Here is a 26941-nt window from a genome sequence, read left to right on the forward strand (position 1 = left end):
CACTGTGAGATTCTCGCGGTGAAAAACTAGCCGGGGAAAACCTCGCCGGGGACGTTGCCTGAAACCTTAAAACAACCTCATACCTTTTGTAATCGGACTGAACATTCCATGTCAAAGATCATTGCTTTCGATCAAGAAGCACGCGAGGCGATCCGTCGCGGCGTGTCCAAGTTGGCCCGTGCTGTCAAAGTGACGCTCGGCCCCAAAGGACGTAACGTTATCCTTCAGAAAAGCTTCGGCAGCCCGACTGTCACCAAAGACGGTGTGACCGTGGCCAAGGAAATCGAACTCGAAGACGTCTTCGAGAACATGGGCGCCCGCATGGTCCGCGAAGTCGCCAGCAAGACCAGCGACGTTGCCGGTGACGGCACGACGACCGCGACCGTCATGGCCGAAGCCATCTTTAACGAAGGCCTCAAGGCCGTTGTCGCCGGTGTCAACCCGATTCAAATGAAGAGCGGGATCGAAGCCGCAGTGGCCGACATCACCAAGAAATTGCATGCGATGGCCACCAAGGTCAAAGACAAAGAAGCGATGGCCAACGTCGCAACGATCGCAAGCAACAACGATCGCGAAATCGGCGAACTGCTTGCCGACGCGATGAGCAAGGTCGGAAAAGACGGAGTGATCACGGTCGATGAAGGCAAGAGCCTGAAGACCGAGCAAGAGTGGGTGGAAGGGATGCAGTTCGATCGCGGCTACCTGTCGCCTTACTTCGTCAACGACCCCACCACCATGGAAGTGGTCCTGGAAGATTGCTACATCCTGGTGTTCGAAAAGAAGATCAGCAGCATCAAAGACATGGTGCCGATGCTGGAAAAAGTTGTCCAGCAAGGCAAGCCTCTGTTGATCATCGCCGAAGACGTCGATGGCGAAGCATTGGCGACCTTGGTCATCAACCGCTTGCGTGGAACCTTCAACGTCTGCGCCGTCAAGGCTCCCGGCTACGGCGATCGTCGCAAGGCGATGATGGAAGACATCGCGATCTTGACCGGCGGCCAAGCCATCTTTGAGGCACTGGGCATCAAGCTGGAAAGCGTCGACCTGCCACAACTGGGTCGTGCCAAGAAAGTGATCGTCGACAAGGACAACACGACCATCATCGAAGGCGCCGGCAAGAGCAGCGACATCAAAGCACGTATCGACCAAATCCGTCGCGAAATCGAGAACAGCTCCAGCGATTACGATCGTGAAAAGCTGGAAGAGCGATTGGCAAAGTTGGCCGGCGGTGTGGCCAAGGTCAACGTCGGTGCAGCGACCGAGAGCGAGATGAAAGAAAAGAAGGCTCGTGTCGAAGACGCTCTGCACGCCACCCGCGCCGCTGTGGAAGAAGGCATTCTGCCCGGTGGCGGTGTCGCCCTGTTGCGTGCCAGCAGCCAAGTCAAGCCAGATGCAAGCCTGACGGAAGACCAAGTGGTCGGCTACAACATCGTGCTGCGTGCCTGCCGTGCACCACTGCACATGATCGCAGAAAACGCCGGCCAAGATGGCGGGATCGTTTGCGAAAGAGTCGCCAGTGCTAAAGGCAACGAAGGCTACAATGCATTGACCGACACCTACGAGGACCTGGTCAAAGCAGGTGTCATCGACCCCACCAAAGTGACCCGCACCGCTTTGAGCAACGCTGCCAGTGTCTCGACACTGCTGTTGACCAGCGACGCGTTGATTGCCGAAAAGCCCAAAGAAGGCAAGGGTGGTCACGGCGGTGACCACGACATGTATTGATCCTCCAGTAGTCACTTTGACGAATCATCGCGACGGCCGAGAGTTTGCTCTCGGCCGTTTTTTGTTGCTACCTCCGCAATTCCATCTGGAATGATTTGCCCCAAGCCCTTTCCCCACTTAAACTCGTTGAGCCTGATCGGGGGATCTGCTGATCAGCACCATATGGAAACAGGCACCTGGAAAGGGAATTCTCGGGGCTCGCTGCGGTCCAGGAAATCCGATCAATTCTCCCAATCGGCACTTCGCTGCCCGTGACTCTCCTCGGCTGCCGACTCTTTGCTTGGCCAGATCGACGGTCAGATTAGCCTGGGATAGCGAAGACGAATGACCGCTAGAGGCCATCCCTCGGCTCGTCGTTTGCCAAGATTTGCTCCGAGTTACACACCCAAGCTCTAACGATCAAAGCGGCAACTCCGTGACCACGTCTGCTACCGACACCAATGAATCCTCGGTTGGCGCGAAATCATCGCTTGAGCAATCCATTCACCAGCGAGTGATTCGGTTTGCCGATCAAGCATCCGATCGCTCAGAGTTCCTAAAGCTATTGGCGACGGAACTTTCAGAATCGTTCGCAGTGGAGCTGGTGGCGGTGGCGTCCCATGAGTGGACCGCCCCCATGATGCTTGTTTCGGATCCTGCTGTGGCCCAGCGAATCAACCAGAATGCGATCGGTGGCTTGCTGAGATCGGCAACACAGCTGCCGATTGCCTGTGACGTTCCTTGTCGCAATGGTGACAATCACGCTCGCGGATTACGGGTCGAGATCACAGGGACGCCGGAGCAGTCCGCTTTACTGTTACTTTACGATGCCGAGGAAAGACCCACCGCGACGCGTCAGGTGCAAGACCTGAAACGACTCAGCGAATACGCAAACTCCAGCCGTGACGTGCTGGCGGACCTACCCGCAGGAAGGTCCGCCACGACGGCGGCATCCAAATCACAGGCTCCCAACGACAACGCAGCAACTTCGCTTGGACATCGCCACTCGCTGCAGTGGTTCCATCGCGATTTGGATCTTAATGCGACCGCGTATCGAATCGCCAATGAGACGCGACGCCTGATCGGCTGTGACCGCGTGTCTGTTTTATTTCGAACCGGACGACGCTATCGAGTCCGCGCGGTCAGCGGCGTCTCGGTGGTTGATCGACGCAGCAATTCGGTCACCGCCTTGGAAAGTCTCGCAGTCCGTAGCGCCGTGATGGAACGACCGCTGATCATGCCCGGCGTCGACCCCCTGCCCCCGCAGATCCAACAACCGCTGGACGAATACTTGGACGAGACCGGCGTGCTGTCGACCATCATGCTGCCGCTCCATCGCCCATCGGATGCAAACGACACCGACTCACCGGACTCTGCAGGGGAAGACTTCGGTCACCACGATCAAGAAATCCTGGCGTTGGTTTTCCTGGAGTACTTTTCGGGCGAAGCCCCGACCGCGATCACACCCGCGATGCGTACGATCAATCGCGAAGCGACCTTTGCGATCCGAAACTCGATGGAGCACCACAAGGTGTTCGGGCTCAGATTGTGGAAGCTCCTGGGCACACTGCTGGCCGGCAAACGCATGGCGTTCGCCGTGCTTGCATCACTGTTACTCATGACGGCATTGATCGCATCGCTCGTGATTCAAATCGAGCATGAAGTCATTGCCAGCGGGACCCTGGTGCCAGCGTCGCAACGTCAAGTGTTCGCGCAAGTCGATGGGATCGTCAAGGAAATCTTCGTCGCAGACGGGGACGTGGTCTCGGTCGGCGACCGGTTGTTTCGATTGGAAAACGCGGACCTGGAAACGCGTGCGGAAAACCTTGCTGGCGAGATCCAAACCGCCACCCGTCGCCTAGCATCCGTTCAATCGTTGCGTTTGAGCATGGCGGCCGATCCCAATCAAAGCAACCGACTGGCGATCGAAGAACGGCAACTTGCTAGTGAACTGAGCAACCTAAACGCACAGCAGGAATTGGTGCGACAACAGCAAGAACAACTGATCGTTCGCAGCCCGATCGATGGCACGATCGCCGGTTGGCAGCTTGAGCGACAGTTGTCTGACCGTCCGGTTTCACGAGGCAACCTGCTGGTCAGTGTGGTCGATCACAACGGACCCTGGTCGCTGCGATTAAAGGTACCCGATCAAGATGCCGGACCGGTGCTGGAATCTTTCCGTGAATCCGCGTCTCTGAACGTGCGGTTCGCTGTTGCGACACAGCCCGATTCAACTTATGCCGCCAGGCTGGAAACGATTTCGACCGCAGCACGCATGGCCGACGACGGTGAAAACGTTGTGGACGCCACTGCTGCAGTCATCGAGACCGACGACGAAAGCATTGACTACGCCCAAGCGTCATTCTCCGCCGACGGTGCACGTGTCGGGGCCGACGTGACCGCAAAGATCGCCTGTGGCAAACGAACGGTGCTGCGAAGTTGGTTCGGCGATGTATTCGATTTCGTCAATCGCAACGTGCTGTTCTACTTTCGCTAACGTGACGTCTCCAGTCTGAACCCGTACGTCAGCCTTTCCAGGCTGACACATCAACCCATGTCAGCCTTTCCAGGCTGACGTACCAATCCCATGTCAGCTTGGAAAGGCTGACGTACAATCATGCCCTTCCTGCCTATCCCCGCTCCACGCCGCAACCCTGCCGCCAGAACCGGCAGCAGCGATGCATTACGTGTGCGTTGCCGGCGTGATCTGGTGGTGGTCGCGACCAAGCACAAACATGAGTCCGCTGTAGTCGTCAAAGATCCCATCGCGATGCGTTACCACCGCATGCGCCCCGATGAATACTTTGTCTTGGAATTGCTCGACGGCACACGCTCCTTGACCCAGATTCGAGACGCCTACGAAAAACGCTGGGCACCTCAGAAGGTAAAACTTGCTGAGTTGAATCAACTCTTGTTTCGATTTCACCAAAGCGGTTTGACGGTGTCAGACGCTGCTGAGCAAGGAGACCGGCTTGCGGACCGCCGCGCGACGCAGCGACGACAAGAATGGATGCAGCACCTTTCTGGCATCCTGTTCATTCGCTTTCCCGGAGTCGATCCGGAGCCATTCTTGAAACGACTTTACCCACTGGTTCGACCGGCGATGGGATTGGTCGGTTCGGCGATCGCATTGGTGCTGTGCGTGATCGCTGCGATCACCTTTGTCGTGCACTGGGATCGGTTCCAACTTGAGTTTCCTGCGATGAGCCAATGGATCCGTCTTGATTCAGTGCTGATCCTGGCCGCTGTGATCGGTGGAACCAAGGTGCTGCATGAATTGGGACACGCTCTGATGTGCAAACGTTTCGGTGGCGAGTGCCATCAAATCGGCCCGATGCTGCTCGTGTTCACGCCCGCGTTGTATTGCGACACATCCGATTCATGGATGCTGCCCAGCCGCTGGCAACGCGCGGCGGTCGGACTGGCCGGGATTGGAACCGAAGTCATCTTGGCCGCGTTGGCAACATTTCTTTGGGCGTCGACCGGTCCTGGTCTCCCGCACTACATCGCAATGAACGTGATGCTGGTCTGTGGCGTCAGTACCATTCTCTTCAACGCAAACCCGTTGCTGCGTTACGACGGCTACTACGTCCTGTCGGATTTGTGCGATGTGCCAAACCTAGGAGAGCGATCACGCAAGCTGTTGGCTGGCAACATCAGTCGTTGGTTCTTCGGCGTCGACGAACCCAGCGGCGAAATCTATAGCCGCTTGGAACGATTCTGGATGACCAGCTATGCGGTTTCCGCCACCGCGTATCGATGGTTTTTGACCTTGGCAATTTTATGGTTCTTGTCTTTGATTCTCAGGCCCTACCGTTTGGAATCCGTGGGACGCATCCTGTGTGTCTTTGCGGCGGGCGGCTTGATCTTTACCTTATTGCGACAGCCGCTGACTTTCTTGCGAAATCCGGCACGTCGAAGGTTGATTCGAATGAAACGTTTTCTGCTCAGTGCCGGTGTTCTGGCTTTGTTGATGGTCGCCGCATTCATCAAGTTCCCCGCAGGCGAATCCGCAACGGGACGAGTGATCCCCAGGACGGAGACGTCGATCTATGTCGCGTCCGCCGGACACCTGCAAAAGTTGGTCGCCCAACCCGGCGATCGGGTCGAGAAAGACGATGTGGTGGCGATCCTGGAGAATCCTGATGTGCGACTGCAGTTGCTGCAAACTCAGGGACGCTACGAAACACAACGGGAGCTGGTCGCGGCGCTCAAACTCAGTCAAGTCGAGGATCCCGAGTCCGCCAATCAACTGCCTGCGGCCGAGTCGTTGCTGGCAGATTTGGAATCTCAACTCGCGACACGCCGTCGTCGGGTCGAAGCGCTATCGATCAAGTCACCTGTTGCGGGTACCCTGCTCGCCGCGCCGCGTCGTGACATGCCACCGGTGACGGACACCGAGATTGCGGCGCAATTGGTCAGTTGGTCGGGCGAACCGACGGGACCTGAGAACCAAGATTGTTTCCTGGAAACGGGAACGGAACTGATGAGCGTCGCGGAAAACGACTCCTGGGACGCTGAGTTGGTCATGAATCAAACGCAAGTCGATCGAATCGCGGTGGGCAACGAGGTTTCCATGGTGCTGGAGTCGATGCCCGAGATCGTGATCACGGGACAAGTCACCGATGTTTCTCGCAAACAGTGGTCGGCAAATGATAATGCTCATCGTCGTGACAATCCCGATGCCATTGCGCGAACCCAACCGGTGACGACATCCTACGTCGTGCGCGTTGAGTTGAATCCCACCAAAGCAACGTTGGTGACCGGCGCGGCCACATCCGCACGAGTCACCGCAACTCCAGTCTCCCTCGCCGGACGCATCACCCGTTTCCTAAACCGCTTACTGCGGTTTCGCTGAACACACGATGTTCGCTCAGAGGTCGTTGGACTCATCTTGCGGCAGTGAATCCACATCGATGCCGCAGAGAATGAATTCTCGGGATGGGCGTGCGTGACCCTCGCTCAGTACTTTGGATCGTCCAACGACAATTTCCTCCAGGATGCGTTGCGTGTCCGAATCCGTCGTGGACGAATTGCCTTGCGAATAACCAATCTGCACTCCGCGCCATCCCAATGCCTCCAACGGTCGATGTAACTGATTCAGCAAACCGATCAACTCCGTCAACGCGGCATCCTCACGCAATTCGGTAGATGCCATCTTGGCCCCCAGCACTTGAGTTCGTTCAATCAAGCTGGACCGATGCAAGACTCTTTCCGCGTCCTCGTTTGCCCCCAACTCAGCGAGCGACTGCCCCAACATGAGGTACGCTTGGTGATCGGTCTGATCAAGCAGGACGGATTCACAAAAGCATCGGACGGCACGATCATGTTCCCCCTGGTTGGCTGCGAAGACTCCCCTGGCAAACCAAGCATCTGGGTGCCCCTCATCGGAATCCGCTGCGTTGGCCACCCAAGCCTCCAACGCATCAAGATCATTCAAATTGGCTAGTGTTCGACCGAGCAATGCGGATTCAACAGCGTCAATCTCATTATGCGACTCAAGGCGTTCACGTACACTCTGCCACGCACCTGACGCGAGATCGCAACGTGACGCTCCGAGCACGCCGATTGGATCAATCTCATCTGCATCACCGGGAAAAGGAAATGCGATCATCAACAGAAATCGCAATTCTTCTTCTGTCACATCGCCCAACTCGCAAAGCGAAGCCAGGTGTTCAGCCGCATTGATGCGATGACCTTGCCGCGACAGTAAACCCGCCAAGTTGCGATGGACTTGAACCGACTCAGGCACAGCCACCATGACTTTGCGGTAACGACGCTCGGCCTCCTGCCACTGCCCAGACTGTACCATCCACTCTGCTGTCTGCCCCATCACGGGCAAACGCAGAGACGGTGTCGTTTCCGCCAGTTCATCGAGCATCTTGATCGCTTCGGGAAAACGATTGCGTTTGCCCAGCACCATCGCCATCAAGAAAATCACTTGAGGATCGTCTGGTCTCAGTCGCATCGCTTGACGGGCTTTTTCATAAGCGACCTGCACATCCCCTCGCTGCAACGCCAACAGTCCATCCATGTGCAATCCTGCGGGATCAGGTTCCACGACAGGTTCTGCGAGTCCCGTTGTCGGTGGCTCCAGGAGCACGTTCGCATCAGAGGCAAAATCGCTGCTACCTGCCCCGGACGCTGAGTCTGTTGACACATTCGGTGTCTTTTCAGAGAGTGAATTCGCAGACGCAATTTCAGACACCGCAGGAGAGGCTCCCTGCTGAGAGCATCCAACGACAAACGCAACGACGAACGCAACGACACAGTAAGAAAAGATGGCTCGCCAACGGATAAAGAGTTGGTTTTGGTCAATCAATCCAGTTCTCCTGTAAGATATGCCCCAGAGATACGCAACAGAACTGTGCATCAAGGCAATCGTATGTTTTGTGCACTGACGCTCGCTGGCCGTGTCATTATATCGCAGTAAGTGACATTCCCCCAACAACCTCGGTGGGTTGGTCCCTTCATTTTTTATTCACCGGAGCACCCCATGAATTGTGCCCAAGGCGTGACTGCAGTGTTCGCATTTGCAATCCTGGTTGTGGCCGCGCAATATGCCCCTCGACCCTCAGGCAAAGAAAACGACGGGCCGATCGCCTCGCAACCAGAGAGCCAACCGACATTCGTGGGCCGTGACACCTGTCGCGAGTGCCACGCCGAAAACCACGCGTTGCATTCCAAGCATGGACACGCTTCGACATTTCAACGCGCTGAAACATCGGACTTGGTCTCACTGTTTGCCGGCAAAAGCTTTGACTCTGGCGAAAGCCACGGGACTTACCAATATGACTCAGGTAGCAAGCAGAGGCTGTTTGCAACGCTGAAGTCGCAGTTCGGTGACTCTCCATTCCCGCTGCAATACGTGCTCGGATCGGGACAAAATGCTCAAACCATTCTCACACTTGCTCCCGGCGAAAACGGCCGAACCGAAGGCATCGAACATCGAGTCAGTCGTTACCCTGGCGATCGCCTTGGACTCACTCCGGGACACTCCCAGATGCTTCCTCGTAGCCCGCTTGAGTACTTTGGCTATTCGGTTCACGGAGAACCACTGGAAAGGTGCGTCTACTGCCATACCACCAGCGCCAAGATTGTCGGAGAATCCATCGTGGATCTCGTCCCGAATGTGAACTGCGAAAAATGCCACGGTCCGGGAAGCGAACATATCCGACTGGCAAGATCCAACACCAAACCGCCCGCTTACTCCGTGGGAAAAGACGAGTGGGATGCCGAGGCTGAGCTGCAACTTTGTGGTGACTGCCACCGTTTACCACGCAGTCTTAGTGAAAAGGAACTCCGAGAGTATCCCGATCTATTGACCCGTTTCCAACCGGTCGGAATGTTGAGAAGTCGCTGTTACCTGGAGTCTGACCTGCAACTGCGATGCACCACGTGCCACAACCCACACCGCACGATCGCCGAGATGCCGGCGGAATCTCATATCCAAAATTGCTTGAAATGCCACCAGCCTGAATCAACGACGCACGCCAGTTGCCCCGTTGAATCTGAGTCTGGCTGTATCGAGTGCCACATGCCAGCCATTGAGTTGGACGGTGGAATCATCTTTCACGATCACTGGATACGTGTCATCGAACCTTGATCACATGCGGGCAACAAAAAAACCCCGCCCTCCGTTGCGCAGAGGACAGGGCTTTGTATACCGTCAGATACACCATCATCAAAATGGTCGTGTCTTACTGGTTCAACGACTCCTGGATGACTTCGCTACTCGCCTTGGTACCGAGTGACCCCCACAATCCATAAGGGCTTGGTGCACCGGGCACTCGACCTGGAGGGTTACCAGGTGCGTTACGCCGAACCGCTCCTGCGCGGCGATCACCAGCCTCCACGGAATCCGACATGAAAATCACCGCTCCGTCGGCCATCAGAACATGAGCACCACCCTGGTGCCGACTACCGGCTGGCATGGTGCCCGCCGAATCAACCCACACACCGATGCATAGCTCGCTGTTGGGCGGCAAGATCGTGAACATGCCGGTGGTCGTGTAGCGGAAATTCGCCCAACTCATCCCTCGACCATCGTGCTGACTGGTATAGAGCTGGACGGGCGCCGTACAGCCCGCTTCACCGGCAGCACACCACTTCGTCGGCTTCGTCGGACTGATTTGACCAAGGTCGGCGCAATAGGAAGGACTATCGCTGACATCGTTAGTACCATCTTGCTCCCACGATGCAGCCGTACGAATATCGCGGTCGCCCAAGTCCGACGGGATCTCACCCATGGCAATTGTGTTGGACAAACCGTCCAAGATGTCACGGAACTTGCTCTCCTTTCTGACCATGAAGACGCCACGCGCAACGGCATTGAAGTTCTCTACGTTGCCAGCGTTGTTTGGCCGCAAGTCACCCGTTTTGAAATTGTTGTGCCAAGTACCAGGAGCATCACCCAAACACACTGCGTAGTTGGTTCGTCCCAAACCTGGCAAACCGACGCCGGGATCACTGGGACAACGCAAGGTCGGAATTTCAGTCGCCCAGGGAACGTACCCCGGGTTGCGAGAAAAGTTCCGCGGATTTGGTCCCATTGCCGGCCAACGAGCCGGCCCCGTCAAACCCGTGGTCGCAGGCGGAGCAGCACCGGTAACCGTTTGGGTACTGGGGTTGGAGATCTGTTCCCATAACCCTTGCTGTTCCATGAACGGAAGCATGGGAACGTGTGCACTCAAAGCTTCGTGACTGGCATCATTGCCCGTCTGCCACCAATTGGGACTCTGCAGCCCGATGCCCGTACCACAACCGTGTGTGGGCAACTGCTTGTAATTGGAATGATAATTTTGAATCGCCAAACCAATCTGCTTGAAATTATTACTGCAACTCATGCGTCGCGCTGCTTCACGCGCCGCCTGCACGGCTGGCAACAATAAGCCAACCAAAATTCCGATGATCGCAATCACCACCAACAGCTCCACCAACGTGAAACCGCTCGCTACGTTCCTACGTGACGTAGTCATGTGAAACCCCTTCTATAGAGGAGGACAAGAAAAAAACAACAGCCACGAGGCTATCAGATTGTCGCTGAAGATTCCACTAAGTCGTCGAAAGGTGACATGCGACGCCATTGCGATTTCACGAGCCCCTGCACGCCACCACGCAATGACATCCTGGCCTGACAGAAGGCCGCCATGCACGAGCGCCCAGCGGAAAGCCGGACGATAAAAAGACCCGCCAAATACTGCACCCTGAGATGCAGATTAGGCCGTGCTACTGAAGCTGCAGACGGGATCAGAGTGCTCGGACCACGTCTTTTTGTCAAAAATCGCCGTCATGAGGCGATTTCACGCCAGAACCCTGCTCATTGCCTCATGTCAGCTTCCATCGCCTTGTTGTACTCCTCATCGGTCATGCCCTCCATCGCGGGCTGGTCTTCAACCACTTCCGGAGGCGCTTCCACGACCGTGTTCCCGCTGCTGCCGCAGCCAGAGAACGACAGGACAAAACAGCAACTGGCCGTCATGAGCAGTAAAGAAATTTTTCTCATTTTTTTTCCTTTTTACCGGTCCGAATTGAAAGAACGTGAATCACAGCAGTCTAACACGTCGCGTTGCGCCAAGAAACGCAGCGTTAAGAAAGTCGTTGATGATTGAGATTCAGTTGACGCTGCGCAAGCAGTGCTCGCACACCTTGGCGGATCGTTCGATCCGCATGGTCGACCAAGTCCAACAGCGGCAATACGCCGGCGTCATCTTTTGACTGGGCTGATCAAAATTTGGCGTTGACTTGATGTTTCGGCGTTGATTTCGTTCCATGCATCGCAATCAAAGTGAGCCTCAGGCGCTAGCCGTGGGCCGGCACCACAATCCGCCTCAGGCCCACGGCTAGCGCCTGAGGCTCACTCAATCAACAGACCGCGAGCACCAAGAAGGTTTGCATTGCAAGTGCAAGTGCAAGTGCAAGTGCCGGCAGACTATTTTGCAAATGGATTTTCTTGATTCATTTACCGTGGGCCGTCCAAAGTCGTGGGCCGGAATGGGTGCGATACACTCAGTGCGAAAACGTTTCGCTGCAGAGTTTCGACAACATCAATATGCTTCATCGAATTTGAATTCCGGATCGATCGTTCTCGCTAACTCAACGATCTGATCTTCGCTGTCGGGACGATGGATCGCGCACAACCGAGCAGCGTCCATGTAGGGCAACGCCGTTTCGTTGTCGTCTGCCGTGGCCAGTTTCTGGCATGTCTGGGTAATGTCACCAACGCGGAACAGATTGCGAATCAGGTTGCTGGTTTCCTGGCTCGCAGCTTGATACCCATCAGCATTCAAGATGGGACCAAGATCCGGATTGATGAAACAACGGTTTCTGATCAAATTGCCTCTGCTTTGCCAATAGCCGCCGGAGTCTTTTTCCCGTCCTGACGAGTAATTGCTGAACAAGACCACCCCGATCTCGTTCGGATCGTCATATTGAGTTGGCAATTCGATTGCCAGCCCCCATGACTCCCGAGCCTCCAGGACTTTGCCGTCCCATTCCTCGGGCAACTCAAAGGGAAAACTCAAGTTACCGCCGGCCTCATCGAATGCGAACATCGACATCTCTGGCGGCGGCAACTTACTGTTTGAAATCACCCTCGCGATCTCGTCCAGATCGTCGCCTTCATAAGGGTGGCCGAACTCCAGAAAATCCTCAAGCGGCTTGAACACGCTGGTCGACACCAAGACCCAGCGTTCCTCACGGTGACTTTCTGGGCGACTCTCGTCGTGACTCTCGCTGCGGTGCCCGATCCGTTGGACCAAGGTCGCGGTGTGCACATTGTATCTGTCGAATTTCTCGATTTGCTTGAGCGAGACTCGTAGTTGACGTTGAGCGAATAGCACACGCGGCTCGCCGTCTTTCCGCTTCGCGATAGCGTCTGAGAAACCGTCTCGTCGCATCACCGTTCGCGTCACAAGACTCGTCAACGAATCGTCTCCAGAGTTCATCGACTCAAGACGTCCTTCGCGAGCAGCCTGCACGACAGACTTGAGCGTCGTTAGGAGCGAGTCGATTTGCGGAATCCCAGCTTTATCAATCTCCATCGGCCGCGATTCGACATGTCTGCCGCATCCAGCGAAAAAAAGCAGACAGATGGCGATAGCGACAACGCACCGGCTTACCGACTTGCGTTTCATGGGTTGGATCATCGTTGACTCACAGCGTTCAAACGTAGGAGAACAGTTACCTGTTCACACAAGAGTTTTCGTTTGTATCTTCGCCCAGCCATTCTCGACGTTTTTTGGCTGAATGTCAAAGATTTCCGTTCGCAGCAACTTGGTCAACGTCAGTACGAGCGAACTCAAGTTCCAGATTCGGCGCCGACGCTGTCTGGATCTGCTTGAGGATTCGACGACGGCCAACGTCCCTTTGCTGCAATCGAAATCGCACCCACGCACATCGCGACATAAAGACCTCGCCCCGTGCGTCCAACTTTGATTTCAGGATTGATGTACGACTGAATCAGAATCCAACCGACGACGAGGGCGGTGACTCCCCCAACCATTCGCAGCGCAACAGTACGCCATTTCTGACCCAGGCAGGCCAGTGCGACGAGCATCGGAAACACGCTCATTAATGCGAAGGAAAGCGGGCTCCCCGCAGTCGATTCGGTCAGGGCGAGAAACGCAGAAAGTGATAGTAGCACTCCGGCAAACAATGCGGAGATGATTCCTGCCGCAATCGCGAGGCTGGATCTTGACTTCATGGTACAAGGCTTCCGAGCTTAGGGGTATTTCTGACGAATGGTGCGTCATTCGCTGATGAGTCGTACATTGCCGATAGAAGGCCGTTGCAATTGACGTGCATTCAATGCTGGAACAGCGCCGCAAGATAGTTTGCAAACGCTCGCTGCTACGCGTATGCAAGAGATGGTCTTTGGGAGGTTTGAGTCCGGTTGGCTTCGGCGTTCGTCGTGCCCAAGCATTGCTCGGCCAACTTGGCGACTTCCGCCGGATCGGTGATTTCGCAGAGTGGTTGAACTCCTGCTTGCGTTTGGGCGACCACCAAAATCTTTCCTCCGCATTTCAGCAACAAGATCTTTGTTGCTGCGTCGATCTGAGTGCTGCCCAAATGCTGAACCACGGATCCCGGTGCGATTTTTGACATCGCTTGGTTTCCGCCGTAGCGCCGAGAGATCCAAACCAACCCGGCAAATAGCCCCAACACGACCACTAGACTGCTGACCGTACTGATCAAGGGTCCGGCAAGGATTGATTTGGATTCGATTTCGGCAGGGGCCTCCGACGCATCGGCCGGCCGCAGCGTCGGGAAACCATCTGCAGCAAGCGGGCGCGGTCGCTGCGTGGGGGCCGATGCCAAATCGGCTTGTGTGGCAACAGTATCCGACTCGGGGACTTGATAGAAACCTTGACCTGAAGCGGGCATCATCGTGACCAACAGCATCGCTGCGGCGACGCAATAACCGAGCGGTCGGTGGCAAAATCTCATCAGGCTGCTTTCACTCGTTGTGTGATTCGTAGCTTCAATTCATTATCCACCCACACGAGCTCGCCCAAGGCACTCAGCTCGTCGCCGACGAATATCTCCAGCGGCTCGTCAGCCCCGCAGTCAAGCTCGATCACGGATCCAGACGTCAACCTCAACGCATCGCTGCACCTCAGGCGTGTGCGTCCCAATACGATCCGAACGGTGTCGGCCGCATCCCGTGATCTGGGTGAGTCCAGCTCTGGTGATGTCGGCTCGCAGGGCGTCAACTCATCCAAGACGAAAGGACGCACAGACGCACGTGCTCCGGTGGTGAGATGATCCATGACAAAATCGAAAGGGGGGGAAACGTCGGTATGGGAAGATAACGTTTCCTGAAATTTGCTCGACTGATCAAGTCCAATTCGTGTGCTAGCAAAACGCTATGATCAAACTATCCGCGCAAGGGACGGTACAAATCCAGTTGTTCTCGGTCGGCAAGCTGCGAGTAGATCTGGACGATTTCTTTCCAACCGACGTGGAGGTCTCGCTCTGGATCGACCTTGGCAGACGGGGCGCCGGATCGGCCGAGTTCAAAATGAAAGACGGCCGGCAGAGAAAACGAACGCGAGATTTCGTCGGACTCGCCCGTCGCCACGATGACGGCTTCCACATCCAACGTCTCCGTGGTGCCGTCATCACGTTTAAACGTCAAACGAAAATCCGGCGGTGGTTCTTCGTCATCATCCTCCTCGCCCGTTTCTTCGTTCGTTTCATTTGACGGTTGTTCCGGCACGGGAACCCAGTCCATTGCGGTCACCACACAGCCCTCGCGAACTCGATCGCTGAGCAAGTCCGATTGAGTCAGGGGCAGCAGGGCGTTGTTGATCCACTGACCGATCGTCACGGGCAGCGTCATCGGAGCATTATCGCCACGTTGGGCGTTGAGTGCGGAGATCGCAAGCGGCGTGAGGCATCGATCGGGCATCATCGGCAACGGCTCCTCTCGCCGTTGGTACATCGAGTATCCGACTCGGTGGGCTTCGATCACGGTGACGTCGTAGCCGAGGTAGCGGCCGTACAAAGCGGCTTCGATGCCGAGCGGTCCGGCACCGATGACTGCGATCGAGCCGGGGGGCTCCAAAACAAAGGGATGATTCATGATCGAGAACGTGATCAGACAGGAGAGGGTTGTTGCTGTTGCTTGCCGATCCGGAAAGCATCCAGATCGAGGCTGTTCTGGCAACCGGTGATCAAATCAGCCATTACGACTGCAGTGCCCGGCGAGAGATGGATACCACTACGATAGTGTCCGGCGGCGACAAAAACGCCAGGCTGATCGGGCACCGGACCGATCATGGGAAAGCCGTCGAAGGTCATGGGACGCAAGCCGGACCATGCTCGGAATTCCACCGCGTCGTCGAGCGCAGGGGCGAACTTGCGGATGAAGTCCCGCAATTGGGCAAGGCCGGCCGGAGTCGTCCCGTGCTGCAATCCGACTTCCTCCTCGTTGGAGCCCACCAACGTCAACCCATCGACGCGAGGGACAAAATATCGGTTGCCCAAGTTGATCACGCTGCGAAAAGGAGGATGCTCGCTTTTCAATTGCAAGACTTGTCCCCGCACAGGCACGATGCTTTGCGACAGACGCAGTTGACCCGCGATGCGTCCGAGTCCGACGCCGCCACAGAGAATGACGCGGTGACTGTCACAGCGAAATCGGCTTGTCGCCGGACCAGCCTTGGTAGGCTCGCCACAGGTCCCCAGCAATTCGACAGAACCGCTTGCACTGAGTACATCGTCCACACGATGGAACTCGCGAAATTGCACACCAAGTGATCGGCATGCAGCGACCAGAGCACGCGTGTAATCGGGGGTGCGAATTTGGTACTCGTCGGGAACCCACCAGGCGGCAGCGGATTCACCAGCACCAATGTTGCTGGCACCAGAATGATTCGCAGCCCAGCTCGCCAGGTTGGGCTCGCACTTGACGAGTTCTGCCAACGAGCGGCGATCGCACTCGATTCCCAAGTCGTGCCAGTATTGGGTCATGCCGACCATCGCGCCGATCTCACCGGGGGTGTCGGCGAGATACCAACCGCCACAACGCAGCAATTGGATATCGATGCCCGTCTGCTGCCGCAGTTTCTCTGCCCAGCGAGGAAACAACTGATGGCTCAGACCACGCAAACGATCGATGGGGTCTGAGGCGGTGTCCAAGCGTGCGGGCGGCAGGATCCCGGCGCCGGCCCATGACGTGCCGCGTCCCAGACGCCCGGCGTCCAGTACAGTCACTTCAACGGACCGCTGGGCCAGTTCCCAAGCGATCGCCAGTCCGATCACCCCCCCACCAACAATCGTCACGTCAGACTGGAAACGGGGCTCGTGGTTCGTCGTCGTCATCACGTCGTCAATCTTTTGCAGCAGTGGATGCAGGGAAGCATTTGGGGCAGGAGTATTTGGGGCATGTTTGCTCAGTTGGGTTTGCAGGTTTTGTAGTTCGGTGATGGTGTCGATGTCTTCCATCGTGGGCAGCAAGGCCAGAGAAAGCTCCGCGGCGCGAACGCGTTTCACCGTTTCGTCGAACACTTGATCACTGCTCCACGGCATTTCCTGCATCAAGGATTCATACCTTGGTGACCACTGTCCCGAGAAACCGATCAAGTAGTAACCGCCGTCGCGAGCCGGCCCCAACACGACATCGTGGGTGGCCAAGTGTTCAAACGCGAGTTGAATCGTACCGGCATCCAAAGTGGGACAATCCGCACCAATCAGTATGCACCGATTGGGCACACGTCGGGACGTTGCGGTTGAGCCCCCGTCATCATCATGCCTCTGGGAAACTTGCATTTGGGACCGAAACCAAGTCATCATTCGGTGCCCCAAGTCACCGTCGCTTTGCAAACAGGTTTCCCACGTGTCGGGCAGTTCTTGCCGAAACGCCGCCAGCCGCTCTGGCGGACTGACGACAAACCACCGGCTCTCACCGGACTGTCCAAGCTGATCGGCCAGATGAAGGCAGAAAAGACGATGCAAAGCCGCTGCGTTGGCGGAGCCGATGGCCGCGGCCAAGCGGGTTTTGACGGCACCGGCAGACCAGTATTTGGCCATCACCCCGAGACGAGTCGGCCAAGGCGTGTCGAATTCGGTATTTTTTCCCGTAACGGTCATGAGGCCAGTTTTTGTGCGTTGATCGAATGATTCTGCGTTCAATCGGGCTGGAGGTGTCCGAGGCCCTATCGAGCCGCCAATATCGTTCCAGACCCACAAATAGGACGTTCTGGGTTGTTGATGTTGGCCACAACCGCGAAAATGGAAGATAGCGGAGTTGATTGACGCGGTTAATATGGTGGATTGAAGCAGGTTCACTGAGGGATTCTTAACTTGTGGCGCCAACCTTGATATCCTTTTCCCTTGCTGATCCTTTCCATCACATCAAAATCCATGGGGTCACGGCCGGCAGCCCATGACAAAGCTCACGCCCGAAAAGTTCCTTGAGATCGTCGAAAAGAGCGGCTTGGTGGATGCCAAGCAGTCTGAGCGATTGGTCTCGAAAGTCCGAGAGCTCAACGGCGGCGAACTGCCCACCGAAACGAAAACACTGGCGCGATGTTTTCAGAAAAAGGGCCTGCTGACGGAGTGGCATCTCGAGAAATTGCTCAATGGAAAGTACAAGGGTTTCTTTCTGGGCAAGTACAAGCTGCTCGGTCACATCGGCACCGGCGGCATGAGCAGCGTGTACCTCGCCGAGCACACCAAGCTGCACGATCGCCGCGCGATCAAGGTCTTGCCAAAGAAACGGGTCAAGGATTCGTCTTACCTGGCTCGCTTTCAATTGGAAGCCAAAGCGATCGCATCGCTGAGTCACCCCAACATTGTGTTGGCCTACGACATCGACAACGAAGGTGACGTTCACTACATCGTGATGGAGTATGTGGACGGCCTGGACTTGCAAGCGTTGGTCAAGCGTGATGGGCCGTTGGATCCATCGACGGCGGCAGACACCATCGCTCAAGCCGCGCGGGGTTTGGCACACGCACATGAGAAAGGCGTCATCCACCGCGATGTCAAACCGGCCAACTTGTTGATCGACCAGAACGGTGTCGTTCGATTGCTCGACATGGGACTGGCGTTGGTCGGCGCGAACGATGATGAATCGTTAACCGTCGCCAACAACGAAAACGTGCTGGGCACCGCAGACTATTTGGCGCCCGAACAAGCACTGAACAGTCATTCGGTCGACCACCGTGCCGACCTCTACGCGCTCGGTTGTACCATGTATTTTCTGTTGACCGGCCAACCGCCGTTCAACGAAGGCACCCTGGCGCAACGAATTGCCAAGCATCAGTCGGAGATGCCCAAACCGATTCGTCAGATTCGCGCCGACTGCCCCGGCGAACTCGAGGGCATTTGTGTGAAAATGATGCAAAAGGATCCCGCCTACCGTTACCAAACCGGCTCCGACATCGCCGAAGTTTTGGAACGATACGTGGCCAAAGTTCCCAAAGGTGAAAAGGTTGCCATCGGGCTGGGCGACAAACCGACCTTTGATGACATCGGCTCGTCATCGATTTCGCTCGACGACAGCGAACTGCGCAAAGAAACCGGCGGTGGCGACACCGTGTCCAACAAAAACAACGACACGCTCGCCAGCAGTCGCTCCAAAGTGCTCAGGGGTGACGGACTGAGCCCGAGCGATAGCGGAAAGCTGGTGTCGATCAAACGACGTGAGATCGAGATACTCGACAACAGCTTCCTGGACTTGCAAGCAGAATCGGGGTACCGCCCGTCAAGTGGAATCGCCCGTCAGGTGAGGAACAACGCGCCCGTCAGTCCAACATCGTCTTGGCCGGAGTCCTCCGAAGGACGCTCCAGCGTGCACGTGGGAGACGAGTCCGACATTCACCTCCGCAGCGGTCGTCGACAAAAGAAACAAGGCATGGACACCGGACTGGTGATCGCCTTGCTGACTGCGTTCTTCATCGTCGCCCTGGCCATCGGTTTCTTCCTGGCCCGAGTCACGGGCTAGCGCTCGGCTGTTCAAAACTTGGGGTTGACTTGATGTTTCGGCGTTTTTCTATAAGCCGTTTCTTGTCCACTGTCACCTCCCCCAAGGAACTTGGGGGAGGTCGAGCAGAGCCGTTTAGGCGAATGCGAGGGAGGGGGCAATACGCACCTTTTGGGCATTTGAACACGGTTTGCCCAGTGTAGGCCCTCTCCCGGATCTTGCTTCGCTCGATCCGACCTCCCCCAGTGAGCCTCAGGCGCTAGCCGTGGGCCTGAGGCGGATTGTGGCGCCGGCCCACGGCTAGCGCCTGAGGCGGATTGTGGCGCCGGCCCACGGCTAGCGCCTGAGGCTCACTTTGATTGCGATGCATGGAACGAAAACATGGACTGAAAAAACAATGTCAACACAAAACTTTGAGCAGTCCAACTTTAGCCCCGTTTGACCCTGCGGGGCAATCCGGTTGGTAGCGTCTCCTGCGCCTTCGGCTACGGGTCAAACACGCCTGCGGCCACGGCGCAAATGTCAAACGTTGCCGGCGACTGCCAGCCCGCGAATAAACCGTCATGGTCGTCGATCGACGGGCTCTCTACAATCTCGGCTTTCGACGCATTCTTGACCCCCATCTGCAAGCGGCTCTATGTCCGTCGTTTTCCAACGACCCTACCAATTCGTTCCACCCGATCGAAACCCTCTGTGGCCCTGGCTGATTCAGCGACTGCGAATCGTCGACCGCTACCTCAAACGCAAGGATGGCGTGGTGGGCTACGAGTGCCGAAACCTGGATCGTGTTCGACAATCCGCTCAACGTGGCGACGGAATTCTGTGGGCACCCAATCACTGCCGATACGCGGACCCGCTGGTGCTCGGATGGCCTTCTCGCGAACTGGGCATCCATGTCCATGCGATGGCGTCGTGGCATTTGTTCAACGAAGGCGCTTTTGACCGATTTGCGATTCGCAAAATGGGCGGTTTCAGCATTCATCGGGAAGGAACGGATCGACAAGCGTTGGAGTCGGCCATTGATATCCTGGTCGACACCAAGCGTCCTCTGGTGCTGTTTCCTGAGGGGACCACCAGCCGCACCAACGACCTGATCATTCCATTGCTCGATGGCGTCTCGTTCATCGCCCGCACGGCGGCTCGACGACGCGCAAAATCAGGTAGCGGCGATGTGATGATCTTCCCCGTCGGAATCAAATACCTTTGTATCGACAAGATCGACGACTGGGCCAAAGATCAGCTCTCACGTCTCGAACGTTCCTTCGGCTGGAAACATCCTCCAGAAAATTCCATCCCAAAGCGAACGATTCGATTGTCCGAAACGATCCTGGCTCTGCACGAGATCCGCTGCTTTGGCGAAAGCAGTTCTGGCGACACATCGCAGCGACGTGCCGTGTTGATCCAACACTTGCTCAGCCATTGCGAGTCCGTGCTGCAGATCCAACCGAGTGATCGTGATGTTGCATCGGGAGACCTTCACACGTGGCAACGAAGCGTGCTCGATCGCGTTCGCCAGATACGCTCCGCCGTTGCGAGCAAGTACTTTGCCGAGCATTACCCGTCGCCACCTTGCTCGAAACTGGTTGCCTGCGTCGACGACGCGGACCTGGCACAAGAGCAGTTGTCCACGCCCGATGACTACTTGGGCAAGGACGTCGTGACGGACACTCGAATCGTCGAATCGATCCAGTTGATGCAAGAATCCCTGTTCGGTAAATCCGATGCGTCACTGCCGCTCAAAGCCGTGGTGGAATTCGGCGAACCGATTCCGGTACCGAGTGAGCGAGCACCTCGAGGCGAGGAAGATCCCTTGATGGGACAGCTGCGTGAGCGTCTGACGAACTTGGTAGGCAAGCTGAGCCATGAAGCCCGAAAGTGGTCGGACTGACTGTTACGTACGTCAGCCTTTCTAGGCTGACATATCTCCCAAAAGAATGCGAAGGAAGGGGCCGGTCAGCGCAAGCAAACGCTAGCCCGGATTATTCACGCGACTCACTACGGTCATCGCAACACGTTTGCGTGAAACGGCTTGTGCGGATTGGCACGAAAGCAGTCTGCGCATATCAGCCGCCACGCGATAGCGTCCGGTTCTTGCACCTATACTCAGGAACCGGACGCTATCGCGTTCCGACTGATGAATAATCCGAGCTAGGAATCGGAAAAACCCTCGACAGGGCACGCTATCGACTTGGAAAGTCGAGCGACGATTGTCGTTCGACTTTCCAAGTCGAAAACGAACACCAGCATTCGGTTTACACCGCAGGGTCCGACGTCGCCTGCGTCTGTCGGCTATGGGTCAAACGGGGGTGGCGTTTGACCGTGGCGACATCACTGGGTCATCGCCGCCACGACGGAGAGAACGGCAATCAATGCGACGACGATTGCGCCGGCCAAGGCAAACCGCTTCCAACTGATATCGACTGCGGGTGGTCGGAATCGTTTTTGGATTCGCTCCACCAATTGCTCCCTGCCGACGTGAAAGGAGTAGTCATCCTTGGCCTTTTCGGTTTCCGGTGCCTCGGCCGTCTCAGCGATCTCCAACATGGTGGCTTGAACCAGCCGTGCGTTGAAAGGACGATCGTCGGCTTTCTTGGCGAGCATTTCGAAGACGATTTGCTCAAGCGCCTCGGGGCATTGCGGTACGAGTGTCCGCAGCTTTGGCGGAGCTTGCTTTAAGTGTTGCTCGAACAACTGGGCATAGTTCTCACCAAGGAAGACTTTGCGGTCGGTCAGCATTTCAAAGATACAGCAGCCCAACGCGTACAGGTCGACTTTGCCCGACACAGACAGATCGCCTGTGATCTGCTCGGGTGCCATGTACGCGTGCGTGCCCACGGTCACGCCATCGCTGCTGAGGTCCGCGCGTGTGAGGTCGCGAGCGATTCCAAAGTCACCGAGCTTGACGACACCCTCGGGCGTCAAGAACAGGTTGCTCGGCTTGAGGTCACGGTGCACGATGCCATGATTGTGAGCGCACTGCAGTGCGCTGCAGATCTGGCGGCTGATCTCCACCACGGCTTGCCAGGGCAGGGGGCCGCCGGAATCGAGCAGGTTCTGGACGGTTCCGCCGTGGACGACTTCCATGACAAAGAACAGCGAGTCATCTTCTCTGCCTCCGCCGAGGTACGACACGATATTGGGGTGCCGCAGACGCTCCAGGATGGTCATCTCGCGTTTAAAGCGGGCACGAATCAGCGGATCTCGACTGACTCGCGGGTGCAGCTTCTTCACCGCGACTTGCTCGCCCGTGTGCAGGTCGGTGGCCAGATAAATGGTGCCAACGGTCCCTACGCCCAGGATGTCGCCGAATTCATAGTTCGACAACTCAAGGACGGACATAGACAGCACTTCTTCAGCGGGTCATTCCAGCGGCAGACGCCGCCGGGCGAGTGAAAGAATCCGGGCGAGAAGCCCACTGCTGACGAAACGCGGGCGATCAAACGCCAGCGATTTCTTCGATACGAACTCGGGTGTAGATTTGGCGATGCCCCGTACGACGCTTGCTGTTCTTGCGACGACGAAACTTCTGCACGTAAACCTTCTTGCCCTGTTTTGCACCCAAAATCGATGCCGTCACGGTGGCACCGTCGAGCGTAGGGGCGCCGAGCTTCAGCCCGTCATCGCCGCTGACAGCGAGGACTTTTTCAAAGGTGATGTTCTCGCCCGCGGGCACTTCGCGGAAATCCACATCGACTTCCATGCCGGGTTCAACGCGATATTGGCGACCGCCGTCAACGATAATGGCGTACATGTTGGGAATTGCTGGGAAAAATGGTTCAGTAAGGGTTCAATCGAGCCCCAGAAGATAGCGACTGCAGCGTTCGGCGTATAGTGGCAAAATTGGCAGCGTCGAAATTGCTCATTAGCGTTTCACGGCCGCCAAACGCAGGAAATCCGCCGCATCCATGGTGTTCGCCACGTCGGACCGCGTCAAACCGCCTCGACGAGCCTGCTTGATCCCGAATCTCATCACGTCCAACCCTCCGATATGGTGGGCATCTGTGCTGATCACGATCGGAATCTCGAGTTTCTTGGCGGCTGCCAAATGCACGTCATTGAGGTCCAACCTGGCCGGATTGGCATTGAGCTCCATCAACGTCCCATTGGCTTGGGCGGCCTTGAGCACCGCGTCCATGTCGACCTCATAGGGCTTGCGGCGGTTGATCAGCCGACCGGTGGGGTGCGCGATGCAGTTGACGTGTGGGTTTTCGATCGCGCCCAGGATTCGCTCGGTGATCTTTTCGCGGGGCTGCTTTTGACCGTAGTGAACGCTGGCCAACACCCAATCGGCTTCCGCCAAAACGTCATCGGGCAAGTCCATGCCGCCGGCCTCCAGGATGTCACACTCGATGCCCTTCAAGATCACCAGTCGACCTTCGTACTCGGGGCGAATCTCGTCGATCATCTGCCACTGGGCTCGCAACCGCTCCTCGTCTAACCCCATGGCCATCGAGACCCGCTTGCTGTGATCGGTGATGGCGATGTACTGCAACCCACGCTCGATGGCCGCGTCGGCCATTTCGCGAATCGTGTTCTCCCCGTCCGTGGCGGTGGTGTGCATGTGCAAGTCGCCACGCAGGTCGGACAACTCGATCAGCTTGGGCAAGCTGCCATACTCGGCCCATTGAAACTCCCGCCGGTCCTCTCGCAATTCAGGATCGATCCACGGCAGCCCGATGGACTCGTACACGCCCTCTTCCGTCGCGCCGGCAACTTGCGTGTCATCGTCCAAACGAAAGACTCCGTACTCGTTGATCTTCAGCCCCTTTTCTTTCGCCAACCGCCTCGTGTGAATGTTGTGTGCTTGCGAGCCGGTGAAATACTGCAGCGCCGCGCCGAACTGGTTGGCCTCGACGCAACGCATGTCGACCTGGAACGCTTTGCCCACGCGGATGGATACCTTGGTTTCACCACGCATGATCGTGGTGGACCGGTCGGGATAGGATTCCAAGTGATCCATCGCAGCATCGCGATCCTCGGTCACGATCAACAAATCGAGGTCACCGATCGTGTCGCGTCCACGACGATAGCTGCCCGCCCACCGCATCTGAGTGATACCGGAGCATTGCCGCATGTGTTCTTCAATTGAATGCGCCAACGCATCACCGTCGGCCCAACGCATCCGCTGGGCGGCTTGCTCTGCGATTTCCAAGCCCTCCAGAATCATCTGCTCGGTCTTGGCCCCGAATCCTTTCAGCTTTGCGACCAAGCCGGCTTGGCAAGCGGCTCGCAAGTCATCCAGCGTGTCGATGTCGAGGGACTCGCGGAGCTTGGCGGCTTTCTTGGCACCCAACCCAGGGATCCGCGACATCGAGATCAAGATTTCCGGAATGGCCTTTCGCAACTCGTCCAGTTGAGGCAGCCCGCCGGTCTCCAACAAGACTTGCGTTTTCTCCACCAGCGTTTTTCCGATGCCCGGCACATCTGCCAAATTGCGAGACGGATCGGCCAAGATATCGGCAACGGATTCATCAAGGTCCCGAATGGCTTTCGCGCCGTTTTGGTAAGCACGAATGCGGAACGGATTCTCGCCGCGGAACTCCAACAGCTCCGCCATCTCATCGAAAACATTCGCTATTGCCGCGTTGTCCACTGAACCGTGTCTCCTGCATCGTCGGGGCGACTGGGTGAAGGATGCCGTGCGCATCACCCAACACGATTAGACGCCAGAGACGGCGAAGCGGAAAGAGCGTCGCGGACAGAGCAACGCGGTGATCGATGGATCAGTTGCCCGGATAGGACTCAAATCGCCGACGGGCTGGTTTCCAACCGCCGGTGGAGCGACGCTCCTCGTCCGCAGGCCGGGCAACGGTTTGTCGACGTGAGTCATAATCACCACGGGTCTGCCATGCCGGCTGCTCGTGATTGACACGCTGAATCTCGCTTGCTTGGGCGGCCGACTGAACGATCGAGGGCTGCACAGCAGGTGGCTGCACGGCCAGCGGTTGGGCGGTCAACGTTCGGGCAGGCTGCGTGACGGCGGGACGTACCGGTACGCTCAAGCGAACCGTCGTGCTGCCGGAAGCCGGCTCTTGCGCGGGCAGACTCGGAGGCGGCAACAACGGCACATCTGACTCGTCTGCTCCGCTGGTGAACGGCGACTGAAAATCTTCCGGGGCACCGATCGGCCGGATGTCGCTGTAACCTTGACGCTCAGCGCTCGTCTCACGATCAAGCAACTCGGGCGCCGCCAGGCTGGGGCTCGCATCTGGACGCGAGACACTGAAGGAACCAACCGATCGACGCAGCGAAATCGGTGACTCCGGCTCACGCGACTGAGTTTCTTCATTGCCGCTGCCGCCGGCCTGAGGATCGATCGGCCATGCGGGCTCGCTGAATGAGCGATAGTAACCCGCGTCGGTGCGTGGCTGAGTTTCACTGTTGCCCGTCATCGGATCGCTCAAGACCGGCTTGTTGGATTGCAGCTCCGGCTTTGGAACATTCTGAGCGTCTTGCGGGTCAGCGGCGGACGGCCCAGTAAGTGGTCCAGTCACCGCACCGGGTCCGTAGTACGGCTGAGTGGTCGAAGGAATCGGAATCACGCCGGGGTCACCCTGTGACATGACCCCGCCGACTTGGCCGATCGCCGTGCCGGGCACGGTAACAGGCGACGAATACGGGTCAACGCCGACGCCACTGGCCGGATAAGACGACAAAGGCATCACCGTGGTGCTGGTCGTGTTGCAACCTGGATTGATCGTGGTGACGCCTGGACTGACCGGGGCAAGCTGAAAACTGTTGTAGGGCGTGCGTTGCAGTTGCTGAACGTAAGACGAACAGGCTTGTTGAGTCGTGACAGTCGTTCCCGTGACCGGATTGAACGTCGTCGCCGGGCGATAGTAAGTCACCGGCGCCGAATAGTACGAGCTGTAATAGTTGGGTTGGTTGCGACCGCCGAACAGCGAACTGAAGAACCGAGAGAGACCGCTTTGACTGGGAACGATCGGCAACACAGCCCCTGAATTAACCACCGGGGCTGCGTATTGCACCGGAGCGACACTGCCATAGTTGGCCTGATAGGGCGTGCTCGTCGTCGGGTAAAGGTTGCCCGTACCGTAAAACGGATTGCTGCTGGTCGACGCACCACGGAGCGTGGACGCGATCGGAACGGTGGGACGCAGCGAGCTATAGGCTGGCGAGCTGTAGGCAGGTGCGTTGTAGATGGGCGTGCCCGTCAGAGGCAACGCAGCCCCATACGTGTTTGTTCCGCTGGGTGTATACCCGGCGGAATACTGAGTGCCAGAGACCGTCCCGGAAAGAGGCACAGAGTTGAGCGGCACCGCTGTTCCCGTCACCGGCAGACTATACGACGTTTGCTGTAGCGGCGAGGTGCTGACCGGCAGACCCTTGCTGACCGGCAGACCCGTGTAGACCGATGGATTGTCGTAAGTCGTGACCGTCGTCGGATACGCGGGACGCTGAGCCTGGACGACTCCATTGGCAAGCGGTTGGCTGCTGATGATCGGGCGGCCCGCATAGACCGGGTTGGCCAAATTGGCAGTCTGAGTCGACAGCCCCGCCACCGGGACACCGCCATAATATGAAACCACAGGCGTCCCCGCGTAGCCGGCGGAGTACGCTCCACCGACAACCGGAGCCGGATAACCCGCGACGTAGGGAGCGGGATAACCCGCCGAATAAGCCACAGGACGGCCGAAAAGCCAATCGCACAAGCCGGCGTGGGACGTGCTGCAGGTTGCCAGCAGAACGAATGCGGTAACGCTGATTCGGCTGAGGAACATGATTTTGATTCTTTCCGTGCGGGACTTTGTTTTCTTCATTGCGGGCGGATCCACTGCGATCCGA

General features: G+C 57.1%; 19 protein-coding genes. 7 read left to right on the forward strand and 12 right to left on the reverse strand.

All coding sequences use genetic code 11. From position 1 onward, the window contains the following. Positions 1-108 precede the first annotated feature (108 nt). From groL to Pla52nx_RS26520, 3 genes are all read left to right on the forward strand, one after another. Positions 109-1725, forward strand: a complete 1617-nt coding sequence (gene groL / locus Pla52nx_RS26510) for a chaperonin GroEL (protein ID WP_146518911.1) — start codon at positions 109-111, stop codon at positions 1723-1725. Positions 1726-2140: 415 nt separating this feature from the next. Further along, on the forward strand, positions 2141-4201 hold the full coding sequence (locus Pla52nx_RS26515) for an efflux RND transporter periplasmic adaptor subunit (protein WP_146518912.1): 2061 nt from the start codon (positions 2141-2143) through the stop codon (positions 4199-4201). 120 nt (positions 4202-4321) lie between these two features. After that, the gene (locus Pla52nx_RS26520; protein ID WP_146518913.1) at positions 4322-6562 is read left to right on the forward strand and encodes a site-2 protease family protein; all 2241 of its coding nucleotides are present in this window, start codon (positions 4322-4324) and stop codon (positions 6560-6562) included. A 15-nt stretch (positions 6563-6577) separates the two neighbouring features. Here Pla52nx_RS26520 and Pla52nx_RS26525 read toward each other — a convergent pair whose 3' ends face one another. Beyond that, entirely contained in the window at positions 6578-8026 is a 1449-nt protein-coding gene (locus Pla52nx_RS26525) for a tetratricopeptide repeat protein (RefSeq protein ID WP_197454363.1), read from the reverse strand. Positions 8027-8200: 174 nt separating this feature from the next. Between Pla52nx_RS26525 and Pla52nx_RS26530 the strand changes: the two genes are divergently transcribed. Continuing rightward, the gene (locus Pla52nx_RS26530; RefSeq protein ID WP_146518915.1) at positions 8201-9310 is read left to right on the forward strand and encodes a multiheme c-type cytochrome; all 1110 of its coding nucleotides are present in this window, start codon (positions 8201-8203) and stop codon (positions 9308-9310) included. 94 nt (positions 9311-9404) lie between these two features. Here the strand turns inward: Pla52nx_RS26530 and Pla52nx_RS26535 are convergent, their stop codons facing one another. Beyond that, on the reverse strand, positions 9405-10682 hold the full coding sequence (locus Pla52nx_RS26535; RefSeq protein ID WP_146518916.1) for a DUF1559 domain-containing protein: 1278 nt from the start codon (positions 10680-10682) through the stop codon (positions 9405-9407). Between the two features lie 351 nt (positions 10683-11033). On the opposite strand from Pla52nx_RS26535, the gene Pla52nx_RS26540 reads away from it, so the two are divergent. Further along, positions 11034-11315 (forward strand): hypothetical protein, encoded by a 282-nt coding sequence (locus tag Pla52nx_RS26540; RefSeq protein ID WP_231741810.1) that lies wholly within the window; start codon positions 11034-11036, stop codon positions 11313-11315. A 435-nt stretch (positions 11316-11750) separates the two neighbouring features. Here Pla52nx_RS26540 and Pla52nx_RS26545 read toward each other — a convergent pair whose 3' ends face one another. The 6 genes from Pla52nx_RS26545 to Pla52nx_RS26570 form a co-directional block, all read right to left on the reverse strand. Further along, positions 11751-12746: a hypothetical protein gene (locus Pla52nx_RS26545; RefSeq protein WP_146518918.1), complete on the reverse strand. Its 996-nt coding sequence runs from the start codon at positions 12744-12746 to the stop codon at positions 11751-11753. Positions 12747-13003: 257 nt separating this feature from the next. Continuing rightward, on the reverse strand, positions 13004-13408 hold the full coding sequence (locus tag Pla52nx_RS26550; RefSeq protein ID WP_146518919.1) for a hypothetical protein: 405 nt from the start codon (positions 13406-13408) through the stop codon (positions 13004-13006). Between the two features lie 146 nt (positions 13409-13554). After that, positions 13555-14151 (reverse strand): FliO/MopB family protein, encoded by a 597-nt coding sequence (locus Pla52nx_RS26555; protein ID WP_146518920.1) that lies wholly within the window; start codon positions 14149-14151, stop codon positions 13555-13557. Further along, complete coding sequence (locus Pla52nx_RS26560; RefSeq protein WP_146518921.1) at positions 14151-14474, reverse strand: FliM/FliN family flagellar motor switch protein; 324 nt, start codon at positions 14472-14474, stop codon at positions 14151-14153. The genes Pla52nx_RS26555 and Pla52nx_RS26560 overlap by 1 nt, the downstream gene beginning before the upstream one ends. A gap of 107 nt (positions 14475-14581) precedes the next feature. Next, positions 14582-15289, reverse strand: coding sequence for an NAD-binding protein (locus Pla52nx_RS26565; protein WP_146518922.1), 708 nt, complete (start codon positions 15287-15289; stop codon positions 14582-14584). Positions 15290-15303: 14 nt separating this feature from the next. Further along, positions 15304-17298, reverse strand: a complete 1995-nt coding sequence (locus Pla52nx_RS26570) for an FAD-dependent oxidoreductase (protein ID WP_146518923.1) — start codon at positions 17296-17298, stop codon at positions 15304-15306. A gap of 295 nt (positions 17299-17593) precedes the next feature. Between Pla52nx_RS26570 and Pla52nx_RS26575 the strand changes: the two genes are divergently transcribed. After that, on the forward strand, positions 17594-19156 hold the full coding sequence (locus tag Pla52nx_RS26575; RefSeq protein ID WP_146518924.1) for a serine/threonine protein kinase: 1563 nt from the start codon (positions 17594-17596) through the stop codon (positions 19154-19156). Between the two features lie 616 nt (positions 19157-19772). Then, a complete protein-coding gene (locus Pla52nx_RS26580; RefSeq protein ID WP_146518925.1) occupies positions 19773-21023 on the forward strand; it encodes a 1-acyl-sn-glycerol-3-phosphate acyltransferase in 1251 nt (416 codons plus the stop codon). Between the two features lie 440 nt (positions 21024-21463). On the opposite strand, the gene Pla52nx_RS26585 is transcribed toward Pla52nx_RS26580, so the two are convergent. The 4 genes from Pla52nx_RS26585 to Pla52nx_RS26600 all read right to left on the reverse strand — a co-directional run bounded on the left by Pla52nx_RS26585 (position 21464) and on the right by Pla52nx_RS26600 (position 26877). After that, on the reverse strand, positions 21464-22474 hold the full coding sequence (locus tag Pla52nx_RS26585; RefSeq protein ID WP_146518926.1) for a serine/threonine protein kinase: 1011 nt from the start codon (positions 22472-22474) through the stop codon (positions 21464-21466). 97 nt (positions 22475-22571) lie between these two features. Then, positions 22572-22886 carry a 50S ribosomal protein L21 gene (gene rplU, locus Pla52nx_RS26590; RefSeq protein ID WP_146518927.1) on the reverse strand — a complete coding sequence of 105 codons (315 nt, stop codon included), beginning with the start codon at positions 22884-22886 and terminating at the stop codon, positions 22572-22574. A gap of 111 nt (positions 22887-22997) precedes the next feature. Then, a complete protein-coding gene (polX, locus tag Pla52nx_RS26595) occupies positions 22998-24728 on the reverse strand; it encodes a DNA polymerase/3'-5' exonuclease PolX (protein ID WP_231741812.1) in 1731 nt (576 codons plus the stop codon). Positions 24729-24858: 130 nt separating this feature from the next. Beyond that, entirely contained in the window at positions 24859-26877 is a 2019-nt protein-coding gene (locus Pla52nx_RS26600) for a hypothetical protein (RefSeq protein ID WP_146518929.1), read from the reverse strand. Between the last annotated feature and the right edge of the window lie 64 nt (positions 26878-26941).

It is taken from the genome of Stieleria varia (assembly GCF_038443385.1).
GTDB lineage: Bacteria > Planctomycetota > Planctomycetia > Pirellulales > Pirellulaceae > Stieleria > Stieleria varia.

Bases quoted from the DNA above. Each gene is read 5' to 3' on its own strand.
- Pla52nx_RS26530 (WP_146518915.1), top strand. From the start codon at position 8,201: ATGAATTGTGCCCAAGGCGTGACTGCAGTGTTCGCATTTGCAATCCTG.
- Pla52nx_RS26550 (WP_146518919.1), bottom strand. From the start codon at position 13,408: ATGAAGTCAAGATCCAGCCTCGCGATTGCGGCAGGAATCATCTCCGCA.
- Pla52nx_RS26570 (WP_146518923.1), bottom strand. From the start codon at position 17,298: ATGACCGTTACGGGAAAAAATACCGAATTCGACACGCCTTGGCCGACT.
- Pla52nx_RS26565 (WP_146518922.1), bottom strand. From the start codon at position 15,289: ATGAATCATCCCTTTGTTTTGGAGCCCCCCGGCTCGATCGCAGTCATC.
- Pla52nx_RS26535 (WP_146518916.1), bottom strand. From the start codon at position 10,682: ATGACTACGTCACGTAGGAACGTAGCGAGCGGTTTCACGTTGGTGGAG.
- Pla52nx_RS26580 (WP_146518925.1), top strand. From the start codon at position 19,773: ATGTCCGTCGTTTTCCAACGACCCTACCAATTCGTTCCACCCGATCGA.
- Pla52nx_RS26540 (WP_231741810.1), top strand. From the start codon at position 11,034: ATGTCAGCTTCCATCGCCTTGTTGTACTCCTCATCGGTCATGCCCTCC.
- Pla52nx_RS26560 (WP_146518921.1), bottom strand. From the start codon at position 14,474: ATGGATCATCTCACCACCGGAGCACGTGCGTCTGTGCGTCCTTTCGTC.
- Pla52nx_RS26585 (WP_146518926.1), bottom strand. From the start codon at position 22,474: ATGTCCGTCCTTGAGTTGTCGAACTATGAATTCGGCGACATCCTGGGC.
- Pla52nx_RS26545 (WP_146518918.1), bottom strand. From the start codon at position 12,746: ATGGAGATTGATAAAGCTGGGATTCCGCAAATCGACTCGCTCCTAACG.
- Pla52nx_RS26555 (WP_146518920.1), bottom strand. From the start codon at position 14,151: ATGAGATTTTGCCACCGACCGCTCGGTTATTGCGTCGCCGCAGCGATG.
- rplU (WP_146518927.1), bottom strand. From the start codon at position 22,886: ATGTACGCCATTATCGTTGACGGCGGTCGCCAATATCGCGTTGAACCC.
- Pla52nx_RS26520 (WP_146518913.1), top strand. From the start codon at position 4,322: ATGCCCTTCCTGCCTATCCCCGCTCCACGCCGCAACCCTGCCGCCAGA.
- Pla52nx_RS26600 (WP_146518929.1), bottom strand. From the start codon at position 26,877: ATGTTCCTCAGCCGAATCAGCGTTACCGCATTCGTTCTGCTGGCAACC.
- groL (WP_146518911.1), top strand. From the start codon at position 109: ATGTCAAAGATCATTGCTTTCGATCAAGAAGCACGCGAGGCGATCCGT.
- Pla52nx_RS26575 (WP_146518924.1), top strand. From the start codon at position 17,594: ATGACAAAGCTCACGCCCGAAAAGTTCCTTGAGATCGTCGAAAAGAGC.